The sequence below is a fragment of the Microcystis aeruginosa NIES-4325 genome, assembly GCF_008974145.1.
GTDB classification, from domain to species: domain Bacteria; phylum Cyanobacteriota; class Cyanobacteriia; order Cyanobacteriales; family Microcystaceae; genus Microcystis; species Microcystis aeruginosa_G.
This window is the reverse complement of sequence record NZ_BJKP01000016.1, coordinates 23,280-39,935: the sequence shown is the minus strand read 5'-3', so window position 1 is coordinate 39,935 and position 16,656 is coordinate 23,280. Positions and strand designations below refer to the sequence as shown.

Annotated in this window: 13 protein-coding genes, 1 tRNA gene and 2 pseudogenes; 6 read left to right on the top strand and 10 right to left on the bottom strand. The window is 44.6% G+C overall.

Annotated features, from left to right (window positions below; genetic code table 11):
* Positions 1-885: a peptide chain release factor N(5)-glutamine methyltransferase gene (gene prmC / locus MiAbW_RS10785; RefSeq protein ID WP_151696121.1), complete on the top strand. Its 885-nt coding sequence runs from the start codon at positions 1-3 to the stop codon at positions 883-885.
* Here prmC and MiAbW_RS10780 read toward each other — a convergent pair.
* The 4 genes from MiAbW_RS10780 to MiAbW_RS10765 are packed head-to-tail and all read right to left on the bottom strand — an operon-like array spanning position 882 to position 3,766.
* Complete coding sequence (locus MiAbW_RS10780; protein WP_151696120.1) at positions 882-1,418, bottom strand: hypothetical protein; 537 nt, start codon at positions 1,416-1,418, stop codon at positions 882-884. The genes prmC and MiAbW_RS10780 overlap by 4 nt on opposite strands.
* On the bottom strand, positions 1,382-2,083 hold the full coding sequence (gene pyrF / locus MiAbW_RS10775; RefSeq protein WP_151696119.1) for an orotidine-5'-phosphate decarboxylase: 702 nt from the start codon (positions 2,081-2,083) through the stop codon (positions 1,382-1,384). Before pyrF ends, MiAbW_RS10780 begins: the two co-directional genes overlap by 37 nt.
* Positions 2,084-2,097: 14 nt before the next feature.
* Positions 2,098-2,562, bottom strand: coding sequence for an MEKHLA domain-containing protein (locus tag MiAbW_RS10770; protein WP_151696118.1), 465 nt, complete (start codon positions 2,560-2,562; stop codon positions 2,098-2,100).
* A gap of 22 nt (positions 2,563-2,584) precedes the next feature.
* Positions 2,585-3,766: a M20 family metallopeptidase gene (locus tag MiAbW_RS10765; RefSeq protein ID WP_151696117.1), complete on the bottom strand. Its 1,182-nt coding sequence runs from the start codon at positions 3,764-3,766 to the stop codon at positions 2,585-2,587.
* Between the two features lie 228 nt (positions 3,767-3,994).
* Here MiAbW_RS10765 and queF point away from each other — a divergent pair, with 228 nt between their 5' ends.
* Positions 3,995-4,390, top strand: coding sequence for a preQ(1) synthase (gene queF / locus MiAbW_RS10760; RefSeq protein WP_151696116.1), 396 nt, complete (start codon positions 3,995-3,997; stop codon positions 4,388-4,390).
* A gap of 132 nt (positions 4,391-4,522) precedes the next feature.
* Here the strand turns inward: queF and MiAbW_RS10755 are convergent, their stop codons facing one another.
* Positions 4,523-4,720, bottom strand: coding sequence for a putative toxin-antitoxin system toxin component, PIN family (locus tag MiAbW_RS10755; RefSeq protein ID WP_202981350.1), 198 nt, complete (start codon positions 4,718-4,720; stop codon positions 4,523-4,525).
* Between the two features lie 137 nt (positions 4,721-4,857).
* Here MiAbW_RS10755 and MiAbW_RS20065 point away from each other — a divergent pair.
* Positions 4,858-4,992 (top strand): annotated as a pseudogene (locus tag MiAbW_RS20065) (IS1 family transposase); the annotation flags it as partial.
* 192 nt (positions 4,993-5,184) lie between these two features.
* Here MiAbW_RS20065 and MiAbW_RS10750 read toward each other — a convergent pair.
* On the bottom strand, positions 5,185-5,925 hold the full coding sequence (locus MiAbW_RS10750; RefSeq protein ID WP_373996348.1) for a metal ABC transporter ATP-binding protein: 741 nt from the start codon (positions 5,923-5,925) through the stop codon (positions 5,185-5,187).
* Positions 5,926-5,994: 69 nt separating this feature from the next.
* Positions 5,995-6,924: a metal ABC transporter solute-binding protein, Zn/Mn family gene (locus MiAbW_RS10745; RefSeq protein ID WP_151696115.1), complete on the bottom strand. Its 930-nt coding sequence runs from the start codon at positions 6,922-6,924 to the stop codon at positions 5,995-5,997.
* A 603-nt stretch (positions 6,925-7,527) separates the two neighbouring features.
* On the opposite strand from MiAbW_RS10745, the gene mfd reads away from it, so the two are divergent.
* Positions 7,528-11,037, top strand: a complete 3,510-nt coding sequence (gene mfd, locus MiAbW_RS10740; protein ID WP_151696114.1) for a transcription-repair coupling factor — start codon at positions 7,528-7,530, stop codon at positions 11,035-11,037.
* A 199-nt stretch (positions 11,038-11,236) separates the two neighbouring features.
* Here mfd and MiAbW_RS10735 read toward each other — a convergent pair.
* Positions 11,237-11,323: transfer RNA gene (locus tag MiAbW_RS10735), tRNA-Ser, on the bottom strand.
* 318 nt (positions 11,324-11,641) lie between these two features.
* On the opposite strand from MiAbW_RS10735, the pseudogene MiAbW_RS20690 reads away from it, so the two are divergent.
* A pseudogene (locus MiAbW_RS20690) lies at positions 11,642-12,004 on the top strand (alpha/beta fold hydrolase); the annotation flags it as partial.
* On the opposite strand, the gene MiAbW_RS10725 reads toward MiAbW_RS20690, so the two are convergent.
* Entirely contained in the window at positions 11,982-13,136 is a 1,155-nt protein-coding gene (locus MiAbW_RS10725) for a histidine kinase (protein WP_151696113.1), read from the bottom strand. The pseudogene MiAbW_RS20690 and the gene MiAbW_RS10725 sit on opposite strands and share 23 nt — an antisense overlap.
* A 147-nt stretch (positions 13,137-13,283) precedes the next feature.
* Between MiAbW_RS10725 and MiAbW_RS10720 the strand changes: the two genes are divergently transcribed.
* Positions 13,284-14,873, top strand: coding sequence for a glycoside hydrolase family 57 protein (locus MiAbW_RS10720; protein ID WP_151696112.1), 1,590 nt, complete (start codon positions 13,284-13,286; stop codon positions 14,871-14,873).
* Between the two features lie 54 nt (positions 14,874-14,927).
* Here the strand turns inward: MiAbW_RS10720 and MiAbW_RS10715 are convergent, their stop codons facing one another.
* Positions 14,928-16,466, bottom strand: coding sequence for a serine/threonine protein kinase (locus MiAbW_RS10715; protein ID WP_151696111.1), 1,539 nt, complete (start codon positions 16,464-16,466; stop codon positions 14,928-14,930).
* Positions 16,467-16,656 lie beyond the last annotated feature (190 nt).

Here is a 16,656-nt window from a genome sequence, read left to right as displayed (position 1 = left end):
GTGACTGCTAGTATTTCCGGTCAAGAATTAAGTCAATGGCGCCAACAGGCGATCGCTGATTTAGCGCAAGCGCAACTATCTCCGAAGGAAGTGGATATCTTTCTGCAAGCGGTGACAGATTTAGATACTCTTTCCCTGCGCTTACAATCCTTTCGGGAACGAGAAAAAATCCCTTTGAGTTATTCTTGGTCGGAGATTACTAAACGCTGGCAAAAACGCCTGCAAACAAGGGTTCCCTTGCAGTATTTGCTCGAATCGGTGGTCTGGCGTAATTTTACCCTGAAAGTCTCCCCGGCGGTCTTAATTCCTCGTCCCGAAACCGAGTTATTAATCGATATCGTTGGAGAAACCGTCAGAGGAGAAGAAGGGGGAATCTGGGTAGATCTGGGAACCGGTAGCGGTGCGATCGCTATTGGTTTAGCCAGTATCTTGACAAAAGCAGAGATATATGCTGTTGATTACAGTCAAACGGCTTTAGCGATCGCCAAAGAAAATATCATCAAGACGGGTTTTGCCGACAGAATTATCTTAAAACAGGGTTCTTGGTGGACACCCCTAGAGAAGTGGAAGGGACAGATTAGCGGGATGCTGTCCAATCCTCCCTATATTCCCAGTGCAGAAATCCTTGACTTACAGATTGAAGTGCGGGAACATGAACCCCGTTTGGCCCTGGATGGGGGTGAAGACGGATTGACTGCGCTGCGCTATCTAGTAGCCACTGCTCCCGATTATCTGCGGTCGGGAGGCCTTTGGCTAGTGGAAATGAGGGCCGGTCAAGGGGAAAAAGTAGCGCAAATGCTGGAAAATCAGGGCAATTATCGACAAATTCAGATTATTAACGACCTAGCAGGTTTTGATCGCTTTGTTTTGGCCGAGCGAATTTAGCGCAATGCACCCGCTTCGCAGTCCCGCAGCCAGAGACGCACCGCTTGGCCGATAGTTCCTTGACTGGTTTCTAGGGGAGGTAAGGGGACTTGAGCGGGTTCAAGGGCAGCTAGTTGACTGTAAATCGTCACTAATCGCCATCCTTCCCCAGTTTTAGTTAAAAATAACCAATGATAATTTTGGAGAGTGACAGAGCGATTTTTGCTATACTGACGCTCTAAAGTTGTAAAAAAAACCTGTTGAGTGTCATCGGCAATTTGACCGGAATATTGATTAGCACTTAAAGGTAGGGGTGTAAATTCGGGACGACCGGCAATAATCACAAAAACCGGTGTAGATAATTTTTGATCGATTTGGGAACGGGTAATAACTCGGTTAGCATAACTGGGTAAATCTGACAAGAGGCGATCAACTAAAAGATTTAAATCCTCTGGACAGCTAGAAAGAGGACGACTAACAGCTGGCGAGTTAATCCCGAAAATAACTAGCAATACCCCTAAATATCGGCTAATTCGTGACAAATTTTTGTCCATGCTACCTTTGGCTCCTCGGCACCGGTGATCGGTCGTCCAATTACTAGATAATCAGCCCCAGCTTTAAGCGCTTGGGCCGGAGTCATCACCCGACTTTGATCCCCTTTGCTTGACCAGGAGGGACGAACTCCGGGGCAAACTAAGAGAAAATCCTCTCCACAGACGCGCCGCAATTGCGCCACTTCTTGGGGGGAACAAACCGCCCCATCAATTCCCGATTCCTTGGCCAATAATGCCAGATTTAAGGCATATTCCGATAGTTCTAGGGAAATTTTGAGGTCGAGGGCTAATTCCCTGGCGTTAAGGCTGGTTAAAACGGTGATAGCGAGAAGTTTTGGCGGTGATAGCAGGTCAGAGATTGCCGCCTTAGCTGCCGTCAGTGCTTGCCGTCCGGCCGTTGCGTGCAGGGTGAGTAAATCCACTTGATAGCGACTGGCGGAACGACAGGCCCCGGCGACCGTATTGGGAATATCATGAAATTTGAGGTCGAGAAAGCTCTTTTTTTGTCTTTCTTGTAGAATCCCTAGAATTTCTGCACCGCTACTGACAAATAATTCTAGTCCCACTTTCCAAAAATTGACTTCTGGCAACAGATCAAGGAGTGCGATCGCTGATTCTAAATCCGGCACATCGAGAGGAACAATAATTCGGTCTGAGTTGGTCATATTGGGGTGATAAATCAGAGAAAAATCCAATCGGCAAAAGTGGCAGCCTGTCCGCAGTAAATGCCATCACGATCGATGATATTCCAAACGATCGCTTTTTCAATACGAAATAGTTGACCGTTTTTCGTGATCCTTACCCCGTGATAATCGTTGATATAGCCTTGTTTTTTGACTAAATCTAGCATTTTTTGGCGTTCTTGGGCGGGTTCCTCTCCCTGTACCGTTGCTCGCGAAGGAGTTGTTAATAATTCTGGCCAAGTTAAACCCCAGAGATCGAGGGCGCCGCGATTACCATAATTGAAGATCGGATTAGTTTGCGTACCGTGGGAAACTAGGACAAAAGGAGCATAAAAGAGCATTTTACTCTGTTCTTTGCCAGTACCGATCCGGGGTAAAAGCGATCGCCCGATTAACCCTTCATAACTATCCAGCAGCAATTCTGTCCAAGCTATAATAGCTAAATCTTGCCAAATTTCCATAAAATTATCTTGAAAAACCGGTTTAATCTTCCCTTTGCCAATATTTATAGGCCGCGTAGGCTAAAGTAATCACTCCCGTCAGAATTGCCGACTCATCCACTAAAAATTCTGGATGGTGAAGGGGGGGATTGAGGAGATGAGGAGAACCCACTCCCAGACGGAACATTGTACCGGGGGCCTGTTGCAAATAAAGGGAAAAATCCTCGGCCCCCATGGAGGGTTCCGAGAGAATTAAAACCCGATCTCGTCCCCAAGCTTCTAAACCTGCTTCTTCCACCAAACGGGTTAAAAATTGGTCATTTTGCACCGATGGCACGCCCCGACGATATTTTACTTGACATTTAGCGTTATATGTGCTACAGACATTCGTGACCAAACTCTCGATCCATTCCGGGAGATGGGCGTGGGTTTCTGGGTGCAGCGATCGCACTGTTCCTGCCATGCGTACCTGATCGGCGATGACGTTGGGGGCGCGACCACCGCTAATCTGGCCGATGGTGAGGACAATCGGACGCAAGGGGTTTTGAGTCCGACTAATTGCCTGTTGCAAGGTGGTAATTACTTGCGAGGCGATCCAGATAGCATCGATCGCCTCGTGGGGCCGGGCCCCGTGGCCCGATTCCCCTTGAATAAAAATCTCCAGATCGTCGGCAGCCGCAGTTAGGGCCCCGTAACGAACCCCGATTGATCGGGCCGGAATCGAGGGGAAAACGTGCAGCCCCAAAACAGCGCTGACATCCCGCATCACCCCCTCCCGGATCATCCAACTGGCCCCCTGGGCGATTTCCTCTGCTGGTTGAAAGAGAAAGCGTATTTTTCCCCCCAAAGGTTCCGAGAGACGGGAAAGCACCATTGCCACCCCTAAACCGACGGTAGCATGAACATCGTGACCGCAGGCGTGCATAATCCCCGGTTTGCGGGAAGCAAAGTCTAAATCGGTTCTTTCTTGGATTGGTAGGGCATCCATATCGGCCCGGATAGCTAAAATCCTTCGATCACTGCCTTTTCCCACCAATTCTCCCTTAACTCCCGTTTTTCCCACCGCTTCCTGCACCGATAGACCACAGGAAGACAAAACCCCGGCAATATAGGCGGCAGTTTGATATTCTTGCCCGCTTAACTCTGGATTCGCGTGAATGTGGCGGCGAATCTCCACTAATCGGGGTGCGAGACTCTCGGCTATGTTTTTAATCTCGGAGAGCATGAAACCAGTTTTAGAGTATCTTTAGGGTTAATCATAGATCATTTTTTACCTGAAAAGTTGGGTCTGGCTGATTTTTAGTCTGAATTGTCTTCTCGGCATTCTTTCAACCTAGGACTAAGCTAATTTGTCAAGAGGATACGGGAGTTACTATTCATATCTTCATTCGGTAACGTCTCTCGAGATAATATTCCAGCTATGATAGGAAACATTGTCTAGTTAGGAAAAAACATGGTTCAGTCTTCCGAAACAATTGAAGTTAAGTACGGGGAAAGAGAAATTGCTGAAGGAACGTTAATTACTTTCCCCAATCCACGCCCCGGCAGAAATTACGATATTCATATCACTCTGCCGGAATATACCTGTAAGTGTCCCTTTTCCGGTTATCCCGATTTTGCCACTATTTATCTTAGCTACGTTCCCGATCAAAAGGTGATGGAATTAAAGGCGATTAAACTTTATATTAATAGTTATCGCGATCGTTATATTTCCCACGAAGAAGCAATTAACCAAATTTTAGATGATTTGGTGACGGCTTGCGAACCCTTGCAGATGAAAGTTAAGGGGGATTTTCATCCGAGGGGTAACGTTCATACTGTGGTGGAGGTGATGTATAAAAAAGAATAGCATAATTGTCTAGTTTGGGGATGGGTTGACCCCCATCTCTAGCTGTTCTAGTTTTTGTTGTTCAAGTTTTTTGCTGTCCTTGTTTTCAATACTCATTTTAAAATTGTCCTCTATACTTAATTTGACTTAGAGTTAATTGGTAAATATTTCTAAAAACTGAGATACATTGACGACTTTAGTAACACCTAAGTCAGGTACATCCTGAAAATCCTGATCACCTGTCATCAAATAATCAGCACCAGCGGATATGGGACAAGCTAAAAACTTAGCGTCTTTTCTATCTCTAGGAAAGTCAATCGTTAGGTTGACATCTATGGGAATAACGGCCAAATCAATTAGTTCTAATCATTCTCTCTCGCTTGGTGATTTGGGACAATTGCAACTTAGGACGATTTAAAACCTCTTTGTACTCCTTGATCATTTCGGATGATGCTATCCATTTAAAGCTTGAAGAAGCAAGAACATAATGGGGCTGCTATTTTTCTGTGGGTGATGGATGGTCAGTTTATCCGTGTTTGATAACAGAGGGCGACCATGTAGTTAGTAAGAATTATCTGACTAGAGTAGCGGGTGAGAACAATCGTTTAAGAGTTTTTCTTGCCTGACTAGATCGCCAAACCTTATGTTATTCCAAGTCAGACCATCTGACCTATCTGCTGCTGGTCAGTTTAATCCCATTATCTGACCTGAAAAAAGTGGGTTCGCAGGCAGGCACGGATTCCCGTTATATATATAAGTCTATGTCAAGTGCGGGTATTTGTCAAGGCTTTTGACAGTAGAAAGGGAGAAAACTTTTAACAATACACTTGTTCTAGCATAGCAGCAGTGAGAGATTTTTGGCCGTGATAATAGAGACGACGATTGAGACAACCGATCGATTTAACATAGGTAGATAGGGTTCCCAGATCATGGGAAATAATTAAAATGGTCATCCACTCATTCAATTCTTGCAACAGGGAAAAAATACTAGCACGCATTTGGGGATCGACACTGGCAGTGGGTTCATCTAAAATCAAGAGACGGGGTTCTACCGCTAAAGCGCGAGCGATATAAATCCGTTGGCGCTGTCCTCCCGAAAGTTCAGCAATCGATCTTTTTTTCAACGCTAACATTCCCACACTATCTAAAGCTTTATCTACCCTTACCTCATCTTTTTTACTATAGCCTTGCCAGAGTTTTTTGCTGCTCAATCTCCCCATTTTTACCACCTCACCCACAGTAATGGGAAATGAGCGATCGCATTCGACAAACTGCGGCACATAACCGACTAATTCCCGACCTTTTTCGACACTTTGCCCCAAGATACTGACTTCTCCGCGCCAAGGTTTAATTAATCCCAGTAAAACCTTAAGCAGGGTAGTTTTTCCCCCTCCATTCGGTCCGATAATTCCCAGAAAATCCAGTTCTTGAATGGTTAAATTAATATCTTCGAGGATGGGTTCCTGTTCGTAGCCGGCCCAGAGATTACTAATGGTAATGATCGTTGACATATACAATAGGGCAAAATTAACTTCTTGGTTGGGATAGGCACTCATGCAATAGGCAATAGGCAAGAGGTAGTTACATATGTGCAATTAATTGTGTCTAGCTACATATACAAGCAATTACTGATTTAAAACTGTGGCCATTTTTTGGGAAACTTGTCGCAGGTTTTCACTCCAATTTTCAGCGAAGGCACTGATAGGGATTACCTGTCCCCCAATTTCCCTAGCAATAGTTTCGGCACTTTTTTGGCTAAATTCTGGTTGAGTAAAAATAACTTTTATATTCTCTTTTTTTGCCTGTTTGATTAGTTGACTCAACTGGGCAGCACTGGGTTCATTGCCGTCGATCTCGATCGCAATCATCTCTAAACCGTAATCTTGGGCAAAATAGCCCCATTCAGGATGAAATACCATAAATTTTTTGTTTTTAATCCCTGCCAAGTTTTGCCGAATTTCTTGATCTAATGCCTCTAATTCCTGACTGAATTTTTCCAAGTTAGCCCGATAGATAGCTTCCTGACTGGGATCTAGTTGTGCTAGGGTTTGATAAATAGTATCTGCTTGTGCTTTGACTCGTTTTGGGGATAACCAAATATGGGGATCTAGGGTGTTTTTTCCGGCTTGATGTTTTTCTTCCTTGCTGTGATCATGATCATGATCGTGATTATGTTCTGCTGTTAAAGGGATTTTATCTACTCCCTGACTGGTATCGACGATTAACATCTGTTGGTTAACACTGTTTAAGCGATCTTTCCAAGCATCTTCTAAGGATACACCGATTTTAAAGTAGGCTTGCGATCGGGCTGTGGTTTTTAATTGTTCGGGTTTTGGTTCATAGGTGTGGGGATCTGTCCCGGGTTGAATCATGGCATTAACACTGACTCTATCACCGCCGATGCGTTTGACGAAATATTCCTGCGGTACGATACTCACTGTCACCTGTAAGGGTGTCTTTGCTTCCTCTTCCTTGACCGAGGGACCGCTACAAGCTGTTAAGCTGGCTATAGTCATTGTTAAAGCGATCGCTGTTAACTGGAATTTTTTACCCATCGGAGTTAACTGAGTCTGATTATAGTTCTCATTTTATCACAGTCGGTGAGAATCGTTATCATTCTGAAAATATTAGTCAGTATATATGTACTGATTGTTCTGGAGCGATCGTGACTAAGGTATCACCAGATCAATTTTTGGCTCTCTTGGGTTTGCTGGATAAAATGTATTCTAAGATACAGTGATGCTGGCAAGGGAGTGGGAAGAACCACAAAGACACAAAGAACACAAAGCTCGAACGCTCTTATCAACCAAAAATTTTATTTTCTGAAGGAACGAACCACAAAGACACAAAGAACACAAAGAAATAAAAAGAAAGCCAATTTTTTCTCTTGCCAACCAACGCTTGACATGATATTATATAGATAATGGAAAATCCGTGCGCCTGCGACCCATCTCTGGTGAATTCAAATAAAGCCCAAAAAAATTAACCCCAAAAAGTAGTGGGTGAACTGAGAACCCACAACTGATAACTGATACTTGCTAAGACTGCACCGAAGTTGGGAGCGGGGAGAGGGATCCTGAGCATTTGTACTAAAACTCCCAAGAGGCAGTTTAAATTCAGTAGAGCTTAACTAAAAACCGAGTGCCGATCACTAAAAAATGACTTTTGCCTCCGTTATTCGCAACATTGAAAAATCGGCCTTAACTGCCGAACTTATCCAAAAACTGGAGAAAAATGGCAATTTAACCCTAACTGGCCTTGCCCGCTTACCGAAAGGATTAATAAGCACAGCTTTCGCCCGTTGTCAAGGAAAAAATCTTGTAATTATCTGTGCCAATCTAGAAGAAGCGGCACGTTGGGCGGCACAATTAGAAGCAATGACGTGGAAAGGTGTTTTCTTTTATCCCACCTCGGAAGCTTGCCCCTACGAGACATTTAATCGGGAATCCGAGATGATTTGGGGACAGATGCAGGTATTATCGACCCTTCGACGTAGCTCAGGGCAAACCCTAATCAGTCATCAAGATGCCGGAATTGCGATCGTTACCACCGAAAAGGCCCTGCAGCCCCATTTACCCCCTAGAGAGGTTTTCGAGCAGTATAGCGATAATTTTGAGGTAGGAAGGGTTATAGAAGCCAAAAACCTCGATCTAACCCTAGCTAGATTAGGATATGAACGGGTTTCATTGGTAGAAACCGAAGGACAATGGAGTCGTCGCGGCGATATCGTTGATATTTTCCCAGTTTCGGCCGAATTACCGGTCAGGTTAGAATTTTTCGGCGACGAATTGGAAAAATTGCGAGAATTTGACCCTGCCACCCAAAGATCGCTGGATTCTATCCCCAATCTGCTTCTTACTCCCACTAGCTTTGCGGCGATCATTGCCCCTTCTCTCCCCCCGACAGTTGCTGATTATCTGGGGGCTGAAGATCGAGAAAAATTGGCTAATGAAATTTATCCAGAGGGAATTGAGCGATTTTTAGGCTTGGCATTCCCTCAACCTGCCTCTTTATTGGATTATCTCCCCGAAAATACTCTGATTGCCTTTGATGAACTGGAAAGCTGTCAAGCTAGAAGCGATCGCTGGATAGAATATATTGGGGAACGCTGGCAAGAGATAGAACCACCTTTGCCGAAAATTCACCGTTCTTTTGGCGAATCTCTGCAAATATCGGCCAAATTTCCCCATCTCTACCTCTCGGAAATAGACGATCACCTGTCCGAAAATAGCCTTAATCTCTCCAGTCGTCCGATTCCCACCAATCCGGGGCAATTCGCCAAACTAGCGGAAATTTTACGGGGAAAAAGAGAGGTTTATAGCGGTATTAAACTAAATAAGTACGCTATATGGTTAATATCAGCCCAACCCTCCCGCACAGTCTCGTTATTACAGGAACACGACTGCCCAGCCCAATTTATCCCCAATCCCCTCGATTTTGGGGCGATTGATCGCTTAATCATTCAAAACACCGCTACAGCCCTAAAATACGCAGGATTAGCTGAATTAGAAGGTTTTATCCTCCCCACCTATCGCATAGTCGTCGTTACTGATCGAGAGTTCTTCGGACAACATCTTTTAAATACTGCCGGTTACGTCCGCAAACGTCGGCAAGCAGCCTCGGTACAGGTGGATGTGAATAAACTCCGTCCCCTCGATTTTGTAGTACATAAACACCATGGCATCGGACAGTTTATCAAACTAGAAAAGCAGGAAAGCACAATTGGCGGAGTAGTGCAAGGTCGAGATTATCTAGTTATTAAGTATGCCGATGGATTATTGCGGGTTCCTGCCGATTCTCTTGATAATCTCTCCCGTTATCGTCATACAGGTAGTCAAGAGCCAGAATTACATAAAATCTCTGGCAAAGCGTGGGAAGCGACGAAAGCCCGCGTTAGGAAGTCGGTTAAGAAGTTAGCGGTTGATTTAATCAATATTTACGCCCAACGTGCCAAAAAATCGGGTTTTGCCTATCCTATGGATAATCCCTGGCAGCGGGAGTTAGAGGATTCTTTTCCCTACCAACCCACTGCTGATCAACTGAAAGCGATACAGGATGTGAAACGGGATTTAGAAAGCGATCGCCCGATGGATCGCTTAGTCTGTGGGGATGTGGGTTTTGGCAAGACAGAAGTGGCCATTCGTGCTATTTTTAAAGCTGTCACCACGGGTCATAAACAGGTGGCTTTATTAGCACCAACAACGATTTTAACCCAACAACATTATCACACCCTAAAGGAGCGTTTTGCCCCCTATCCCATTAATGTGGGTTTATTAAATCGTTTTCGCACCAATTCCGAGAAAAAAGATATCGTCCAGCGCTTGAAAACGGGGGAATTGGATATAGTGGTGGGTACTCAGTTGTTATTGAGTAAAGTGGTGGAGTTTAAAGATTTAGGGTTATTGGTAATTGATGAAGAACAGCGTTTTGGAGTCAATCAAAAGGAAAAAATTAAGGCTTTTAAAAGTAATATTGATGTGTTAACTTTAAGTGCAACACCGATTCCCCGTACTCTTTATATGTCCCTTTCTGGGGTGCGAGAAATGAGTTTAATTACCACACCTCCCCCCTCTCGTCGTCCCATCCAAACCCACCTTTCTAGTTATAATTCTGATGTGATTAGAACGGCAATTCGCAATGAATTGGATCGGGGGGGACAGGTTTTTTATGTAGTACCCAGAATCGAGGGAATTGAAGAAAAAGCGGCAGCAATTCAAGGGATGATTCCTGGTGCTAGAATTGCCATCGGCCATGGTCGTATGGATGAGTCCGAATTAGAGACCACCATGTTAGCTTTTAATAATGGGGAAGCGGATATCTTAGTCTGTACGACTATTGTGGAGTCGGGGTTAGATATTCCCAGAGTTAACACGATTATCATTGAAGATGCCCAAAAATTCGGTTTAGCGCAACTCTATCAACTGCGAGGACGGGTGGGGCGATCGGGAGTACAAGCACACGCTTGGTTACTTTATCCAACTAAGGGAGAACTAACAGAAACCGCTCGGGAAAGATTAAAGGCAATTCAAGAATTTACCCAGTTAGGATCGGGGTATCAATTAGCGACTAGGGACCTGGAAATTCGTGGTGCGGGTAACTTATTGGGTGCGGAACAATCGGGACAAATGGAAGCGATCGGTTTTGATCTATATATGGAAATGTTACAGGAAGCTTTGCGGGAAATTCAAGGTCAAGAAATTCCTCAAGTGGAGGATACCCAAATCGATCTGAAATTGACGGCATTTATTCCTAATGATTATATATCCGATCCGGAGCAGAAAATGGATGTCTATCGCGCGATCGCTACTGCCAATTCTCAGAAAACTTTAGGACAAATTGCCGCCGATTTAGTGGATAGATACGGGGCAATTCCTTCACCGGTGGCACAATTATTTAAGGTAATCGAGTTAAAACATCTGGCTAAATCCCTCGGTTTTTCGCGAATTAAACCCGACGGAAAACAGCATATTATCCTAGAAACTCCTATGGAAGAACCAGCATGGAAATTATTACAAGAACACCTACCGCAACATATACAATCACGCTTTGTTTATAGTCCCAAACAGGTGACAGTTAGGGGTTTAGGAACGCTAAAACCGCAACAGCAGTTAGATAGTTTATTGGAGTGGTTAGCTAAATGTAAAGATGGTTTACCGACGAGGAATTAGACTAATCCTGTTTAAAAAGTATAGGAGAGTGGGGTGATGAGGAGATGGGGAGCCGGGAGAGAAGATAATCGATAATTATCAATTATGAAGTGGGGAGTAGGGGAGAAGATAATCAATAAGAGTAATCTCCTGAAGTCATAATCCCGACTCCTATACTCTGCTATAAAAAGCACCTCCTAGATAGGAGGTGCTTTGGTAACGGAGAGAGAGGGATTCGAACCCTCGTTAAAGTTACCCCTAAACAGCATTTCCAGTGCTGCGCCTTCAACCGCTCGGCCATCTCTCCAATTAAGGTCACGATCATCAATCGTACAGCAAATGCTGCCGATCTGTCAAATTATTTTTTTGACATCTCCGCTCTTTTAACTTTATGATTATCTAGAAAATCTAGTTTAATCTAGTAAGGCAACAGTGTTCCTATTCCGACAAACAAGGAAACCCCTTGTGCAACTATATTTTTAGTCTTGATTTACAAGGCTTTCAGAAATCAGCAGAGATAAAGTATCCTCTGGAACCCTGATTCTGTCGTTTTGAGTTGCAGATCGCGTTAGGGATTGGTTGTTAGTTGTTTGTGATCATTTATTTGATCGCCCACTCTGTGTGGCGATCAATTTTATTGAGGTATTTTTTTTCACAACATCAAGCGATCGCCTATGAAGATCTCGCTCAAGATGCTGTTGCTGCCTATCTCCAGCTGCCGATCACGCTTGATCGGGCTTGAAAAAAAGGTTACAATTGTTTAAAATCTCTTGACAAAATCACAATTCTCTGCATAGTTCTGGTGGGGCAAATGATCGCCATATTACCAGTGCCTTCTAGCCAAGAAATGGCGGAAAAACTGAAACTGTCTCAGTGAAAATGTTACCCAGACACGGCCCATCTGTTCTCCTGGGAAATCCCCGACTTAGTTTTAGGGGACATTGATGCTTGGTTAGCGGAGCATTTTAGCGATAAACTGGCAGAGTGAAGTGAAAACTACTGCCGTGGTCGGGGACACTATCCACCCAAATTTGACCGTAGTGGGCGCGAATAATCTTGCGACAGACCGATAAACCGATGCCATAACCTTCCTTACCCTCATCCCGTTTGAGACGCACATGACCCTCAAAAATATGCTCTTGTTTTTCTTCGGGAATGCCGGGGCCAGTATCGCTGATGCTCACCTGTACTTTTTGAGTAGTACGATGGAGGACAGAAAGGGTAATTTCGCCGCCGGGGGGGGTATATTTGATCCCATTCTCCAGGAGATTAATAATCACCTGTCGGATTAACTCCTCGTCAGCATAGACGGGGGGCAAATCTTGGGGGATATCGCTCTGGAGAATTAAAGTCTTTTCCTGAAAAATATCGGTAAATTGAGACAAAATTTCGTGACAAAGAGCTTGCAGATAAAATTTACTCTGTTGGAGAGTGAATTGCGCCGCCATGCTCTTAGAAGCTTGTAGAATATCCGTGATCAAACGGTTCATAATCCGGAACTGTTTGCGGGCCTGTTGGTGCAGTTGTTCTCGTAATTGCAGACTGCGCTCCGTATCTGGTTGATGATAGGCTAATTCTAGGGTTTCCACGGCGATGGAAGCAGCGGTGAGAGGACTGCGTAAATCGTGGGCTAACATAGCCAAAATTTGGTCTTTAAATTTTAATTGTTCTAATAATTCTTCCTTTTCCTGTTTAAGACGAAAAACCTCATCGGCGATGCGGATGAGTTCGCCCGAATGTTCCACCTCTTGAAGTTGTGCATCCTCAGCGTGATCATTTTTGATATCCTCTTTAATCGCTTTTTGCCAGCGTACCAACCATTTTTTAAACTGTTCCACCAGATTGCTGCCCGCGAGGGTATGACGGTGGCCAGGGGCAATTTTGACGAGGGCTGGGGTAGCTACAAGGCGAAAATGTTCGACTAAATGAGGTTGCTGGCGAATTTCGATGATTTGTAGGTCAATCGGGTAATCAGACTTTAAAGACTGGAGATAGGACTGAATTTGACGGATAATTTCTTGAGAACTGGGACGGTCATCAACAAATAGCAAAAGTTGAATCGAGAGAGGCGTTGTCGTCTCTCTCCCTAAAGCAGTCAGTGGCTCGTTAGATGGGAGCATCGGAAAATTAGTAAACCTAGGGATTGACGAGATCGATCGATGATCGATCGACTTTTATCATATTCTTTATTGTAGAAGCTTAAGATAGTATAAAATCTACTCAACCTAATCTTAAAGTTTTATTCCTTAATTCTAAGAAGAAATCCTATGGCTTTTGGCTATGTTGCCCTAGTTCTCCACGCACATCTCCCTTTCGTCCGCCATCCCGAAAGCGATTACGTCCTCGAAGAAGAATGGTTATACGAAGCAATCACAGAAACCTACATCCCTCTCCTGCAAGTTTTTGAAGGTCTCAAGCGGGACGGTATCGATTTTAAAATGACCATGAGCATGACTCCGCCGTTGGTGTCGATGCTGCGGGATCCGTTACTGCAAGAGCGTTATGAAGAACACTTAGGTAAGTTAGAAGAATTAATTGCTAAAGAAATCGACCATAATCAACATAATGGCCATATTCGCTACTTAGCCGAATATTACGCTGAATCTTTCCAAAGTATCCGACAAACTTGGGAAAAATACGATCGAGATCTGGTCAAAGCTTTTAAACAATTCCTCGACAGTAATAACCTAGAAATTATCACCTGTGGTGCGACTCATGGTTATATGCCCCTGATGAAAATGTACCCGCAAGCGGTCTGGGCGCAAATTGAGGTGGCCTGTCAACACTACGAGGAAAATTTCGGTCGTCGTCCCAAGGGTATTTGGTTGCCGGAATGTGCCTACTACGAAGGGGTAGAAAGAATGTTAGCCGATGCGGGCATTCGTTACTTCCTCGTCGATGGCCACGGTATTCTCTACGGTCGTCCTCGCCCGCGTTACGGCAGTTATGCGCCCATTTTCACGGAAACTGGGGTGGCCGCTTTCGGTCGTGACCACGAATCTTCCCAACAGGTGTGGTCTTCCCAAGTTGGTTATCCGGGGGATATAGTCTATCGGGAATTCTATAAAGATTTGGGCTGGGAAGCGGAATACGAATATATTAAGCCCTATATCATGCCCAACGGTCAACGCAAGAATATAGGCATCAAATACCACAAAATTACTAGCCGGGACGGTGGTTTATCGGAAAAAGGGCTTTATGACCCCTACTGGGCCAAAGAAAAAGCCGCCGAACACGCGGGCAATTTTATGTATAATCGCGAGCGGCAAGTGGAGAGTTTAGCCGGAATTATGGGCCGTCCTCCCCTGGTTGTTTCTCCCTACGATGCCGAGTTATTTGGTCACTGGTGGTATGAGGGACCCTGGTTTATTGATTTTCTGTTCCGTAAGTCCTGGTATGACCAAAATATCTACCAAATGACCCATTTAGCCGATTATCTCCGGACTAACCCGACCCAGCAGGTCTGTCGTCCTTCCCAATCCAGTTGGGGTTATAAGGGTTTCCATGAATACTGGCTGAATGAAACTAACGCTTGGATCTATCCTCACCTGCACAAGGGCACAGAACGGATGATTGAATTAAGTCATCATGAAGCGGAGGATGAATTACAGGAACGGGCTTTAAATCAGGCGGCCCGGGAGTTATTATTAGCACAATCTTCTGACTGGGCTTTTATTATGCGAACCGGTACCATGGTTCCCTATGCTGTCCGGCGCACTCGGTCTCACCTACTGCGGTTAAATAAAATCTATGAAGATGTGAAATCCGAGAAGATTGACTCTGGTTGGCTGGAAAAAGTCGAGGAAATCGATAATATTTTCCCCAATATTGATTATCGTGTCTATCGACCTCTGTAATCTGGGTGAATAGTATAGATAAAAAGGGGGGTTAGTTAATACCTCCCTAATTTTTTAGGGCTGCGGGGGTAATGCGGCGGCTAATTTGGCTAGAATCTGGGGTTTAATTTGATCGAGTTTCTGTTTTAACATCCGCTTGCTAATTTGCGGGTTGCCACCCTGGACTGATTGACTATCGGTCAGCCATTGCTGCAAAATTTGGCATTGATGGGCGGGAATATTAGCTGTGATCACATTTTCACAGATATTGCCGCCTTCGAGGGAGAAAAATAAAATCCAGTATTGACCAATTTCGCCGAGGGTTTTGGTCATTTTTTGACCCTGGGGAGTTTTTAAGTCCAAATAACAGGGTAACCAGCGCGGCCCCTGTTGACGATGATAGAGGACAGTAATCCAGAGAATCATCGGGTGCGGTGCGGGTAAAAAGAGGAATTGATTATAACGGACACTAGCAACCCGGACGGGGATATCTTCTCGATCCAACATTACCCATAAACTGGCAAAAACACCGTCATCAGCCTCGAGACAGCGTGGGAAGACAATTTTTTGGCGGGGTTTGTCCTTGGGCCAACTGGACTTGAGACAGACATCCTTGGCATTAGTAGCAGCAACACTGGTTCGATCTAAATCATCAAGGGTTTTGATTTTGGTACTGTAATCGTCGATTTTTTTGACTATTTCATCGATACGATTCAATTTGTTGGGTTGAGCATTTTTGACTAGGGGTTCGACTCGTTCGAGAACTTGTAGTATATCTGTAACACTTTGTGGGCGATCGCTGGGGGATTTGGCTAAACAGCGTAGGATTAACTGTTCTAATTCTGGCGGTAATTGCAAGCTAGGATTAAAGGGACGGGGTTCAGCGTAGTGGTGAACCTCATACCAACCGCCAAAGGAGAGATTATCGGGAAAAAGGGGCGTTTCTCCCGTGATCATCTCGTACATCACAATCCCGAAACTGTAGATATCAGAACGATGATCGAGTTCTTTGCCTTCCATCTGTTCTGGGGAACAATAGGCCAAGGTTCCCATAAACGATTGGGTTTGGGATTCTCCCGATTGGATGAGTTTAGCGATGCCAAAATCGAGAATTTTCACCAATTCCCCTAATCCTGAGTCCTGAATCACGATAATATTGCTTGGTTTGATGTCCCGGTGAATAATCGGACAAATCTCGCCTTGAAAAATAATACCCTTGTGGGCGCATCCCAGACCAAAACAAATCTGGCGGGTGAGATTGAGGAAGCGCGAGAGAGGCAGCGGGTGATATTTGATGATTTCACTCATGCTTTCCCCTTGCAAAAATTCCATGACGTAGAAAGGGATTTCCTTTTCATCTACACCATAATCACGAACTTTAACAATATGAATACTTTTTTCGCCTAAAAGTGCCGAAATAGTCGCCTCTCGCTCGAAGCGATCGCGCATTCTTTGGTTAAGGAGAGTTTGCGAGAGGAATTTTACGGCGACGGTCACGCCACCTAAGAGTTTATCTTCTGCTCGATATACTTGTCCCATGGCACCGCTACCGATCAACTGCACCAGTTGGTATCGATTGGCAAGTAGGCGCCGATGTCTAGAATCTGCCGACATAGCTAGGCTACTGTGTTAATTATAGTGAGTCTGGTGGAGAGAGTTTTCTAAGAACCGCTGCAATCCGTGGCTGATCGAGAGAACTTAACCTTAGAATGCCCTTTTTTTGCCCTAAAAGCATGATTGTTAAGATATATTTTCAGACATTTTTAGTCCTTACCCCTCGGCTAGTTAATTTTTGGGGGTTGAA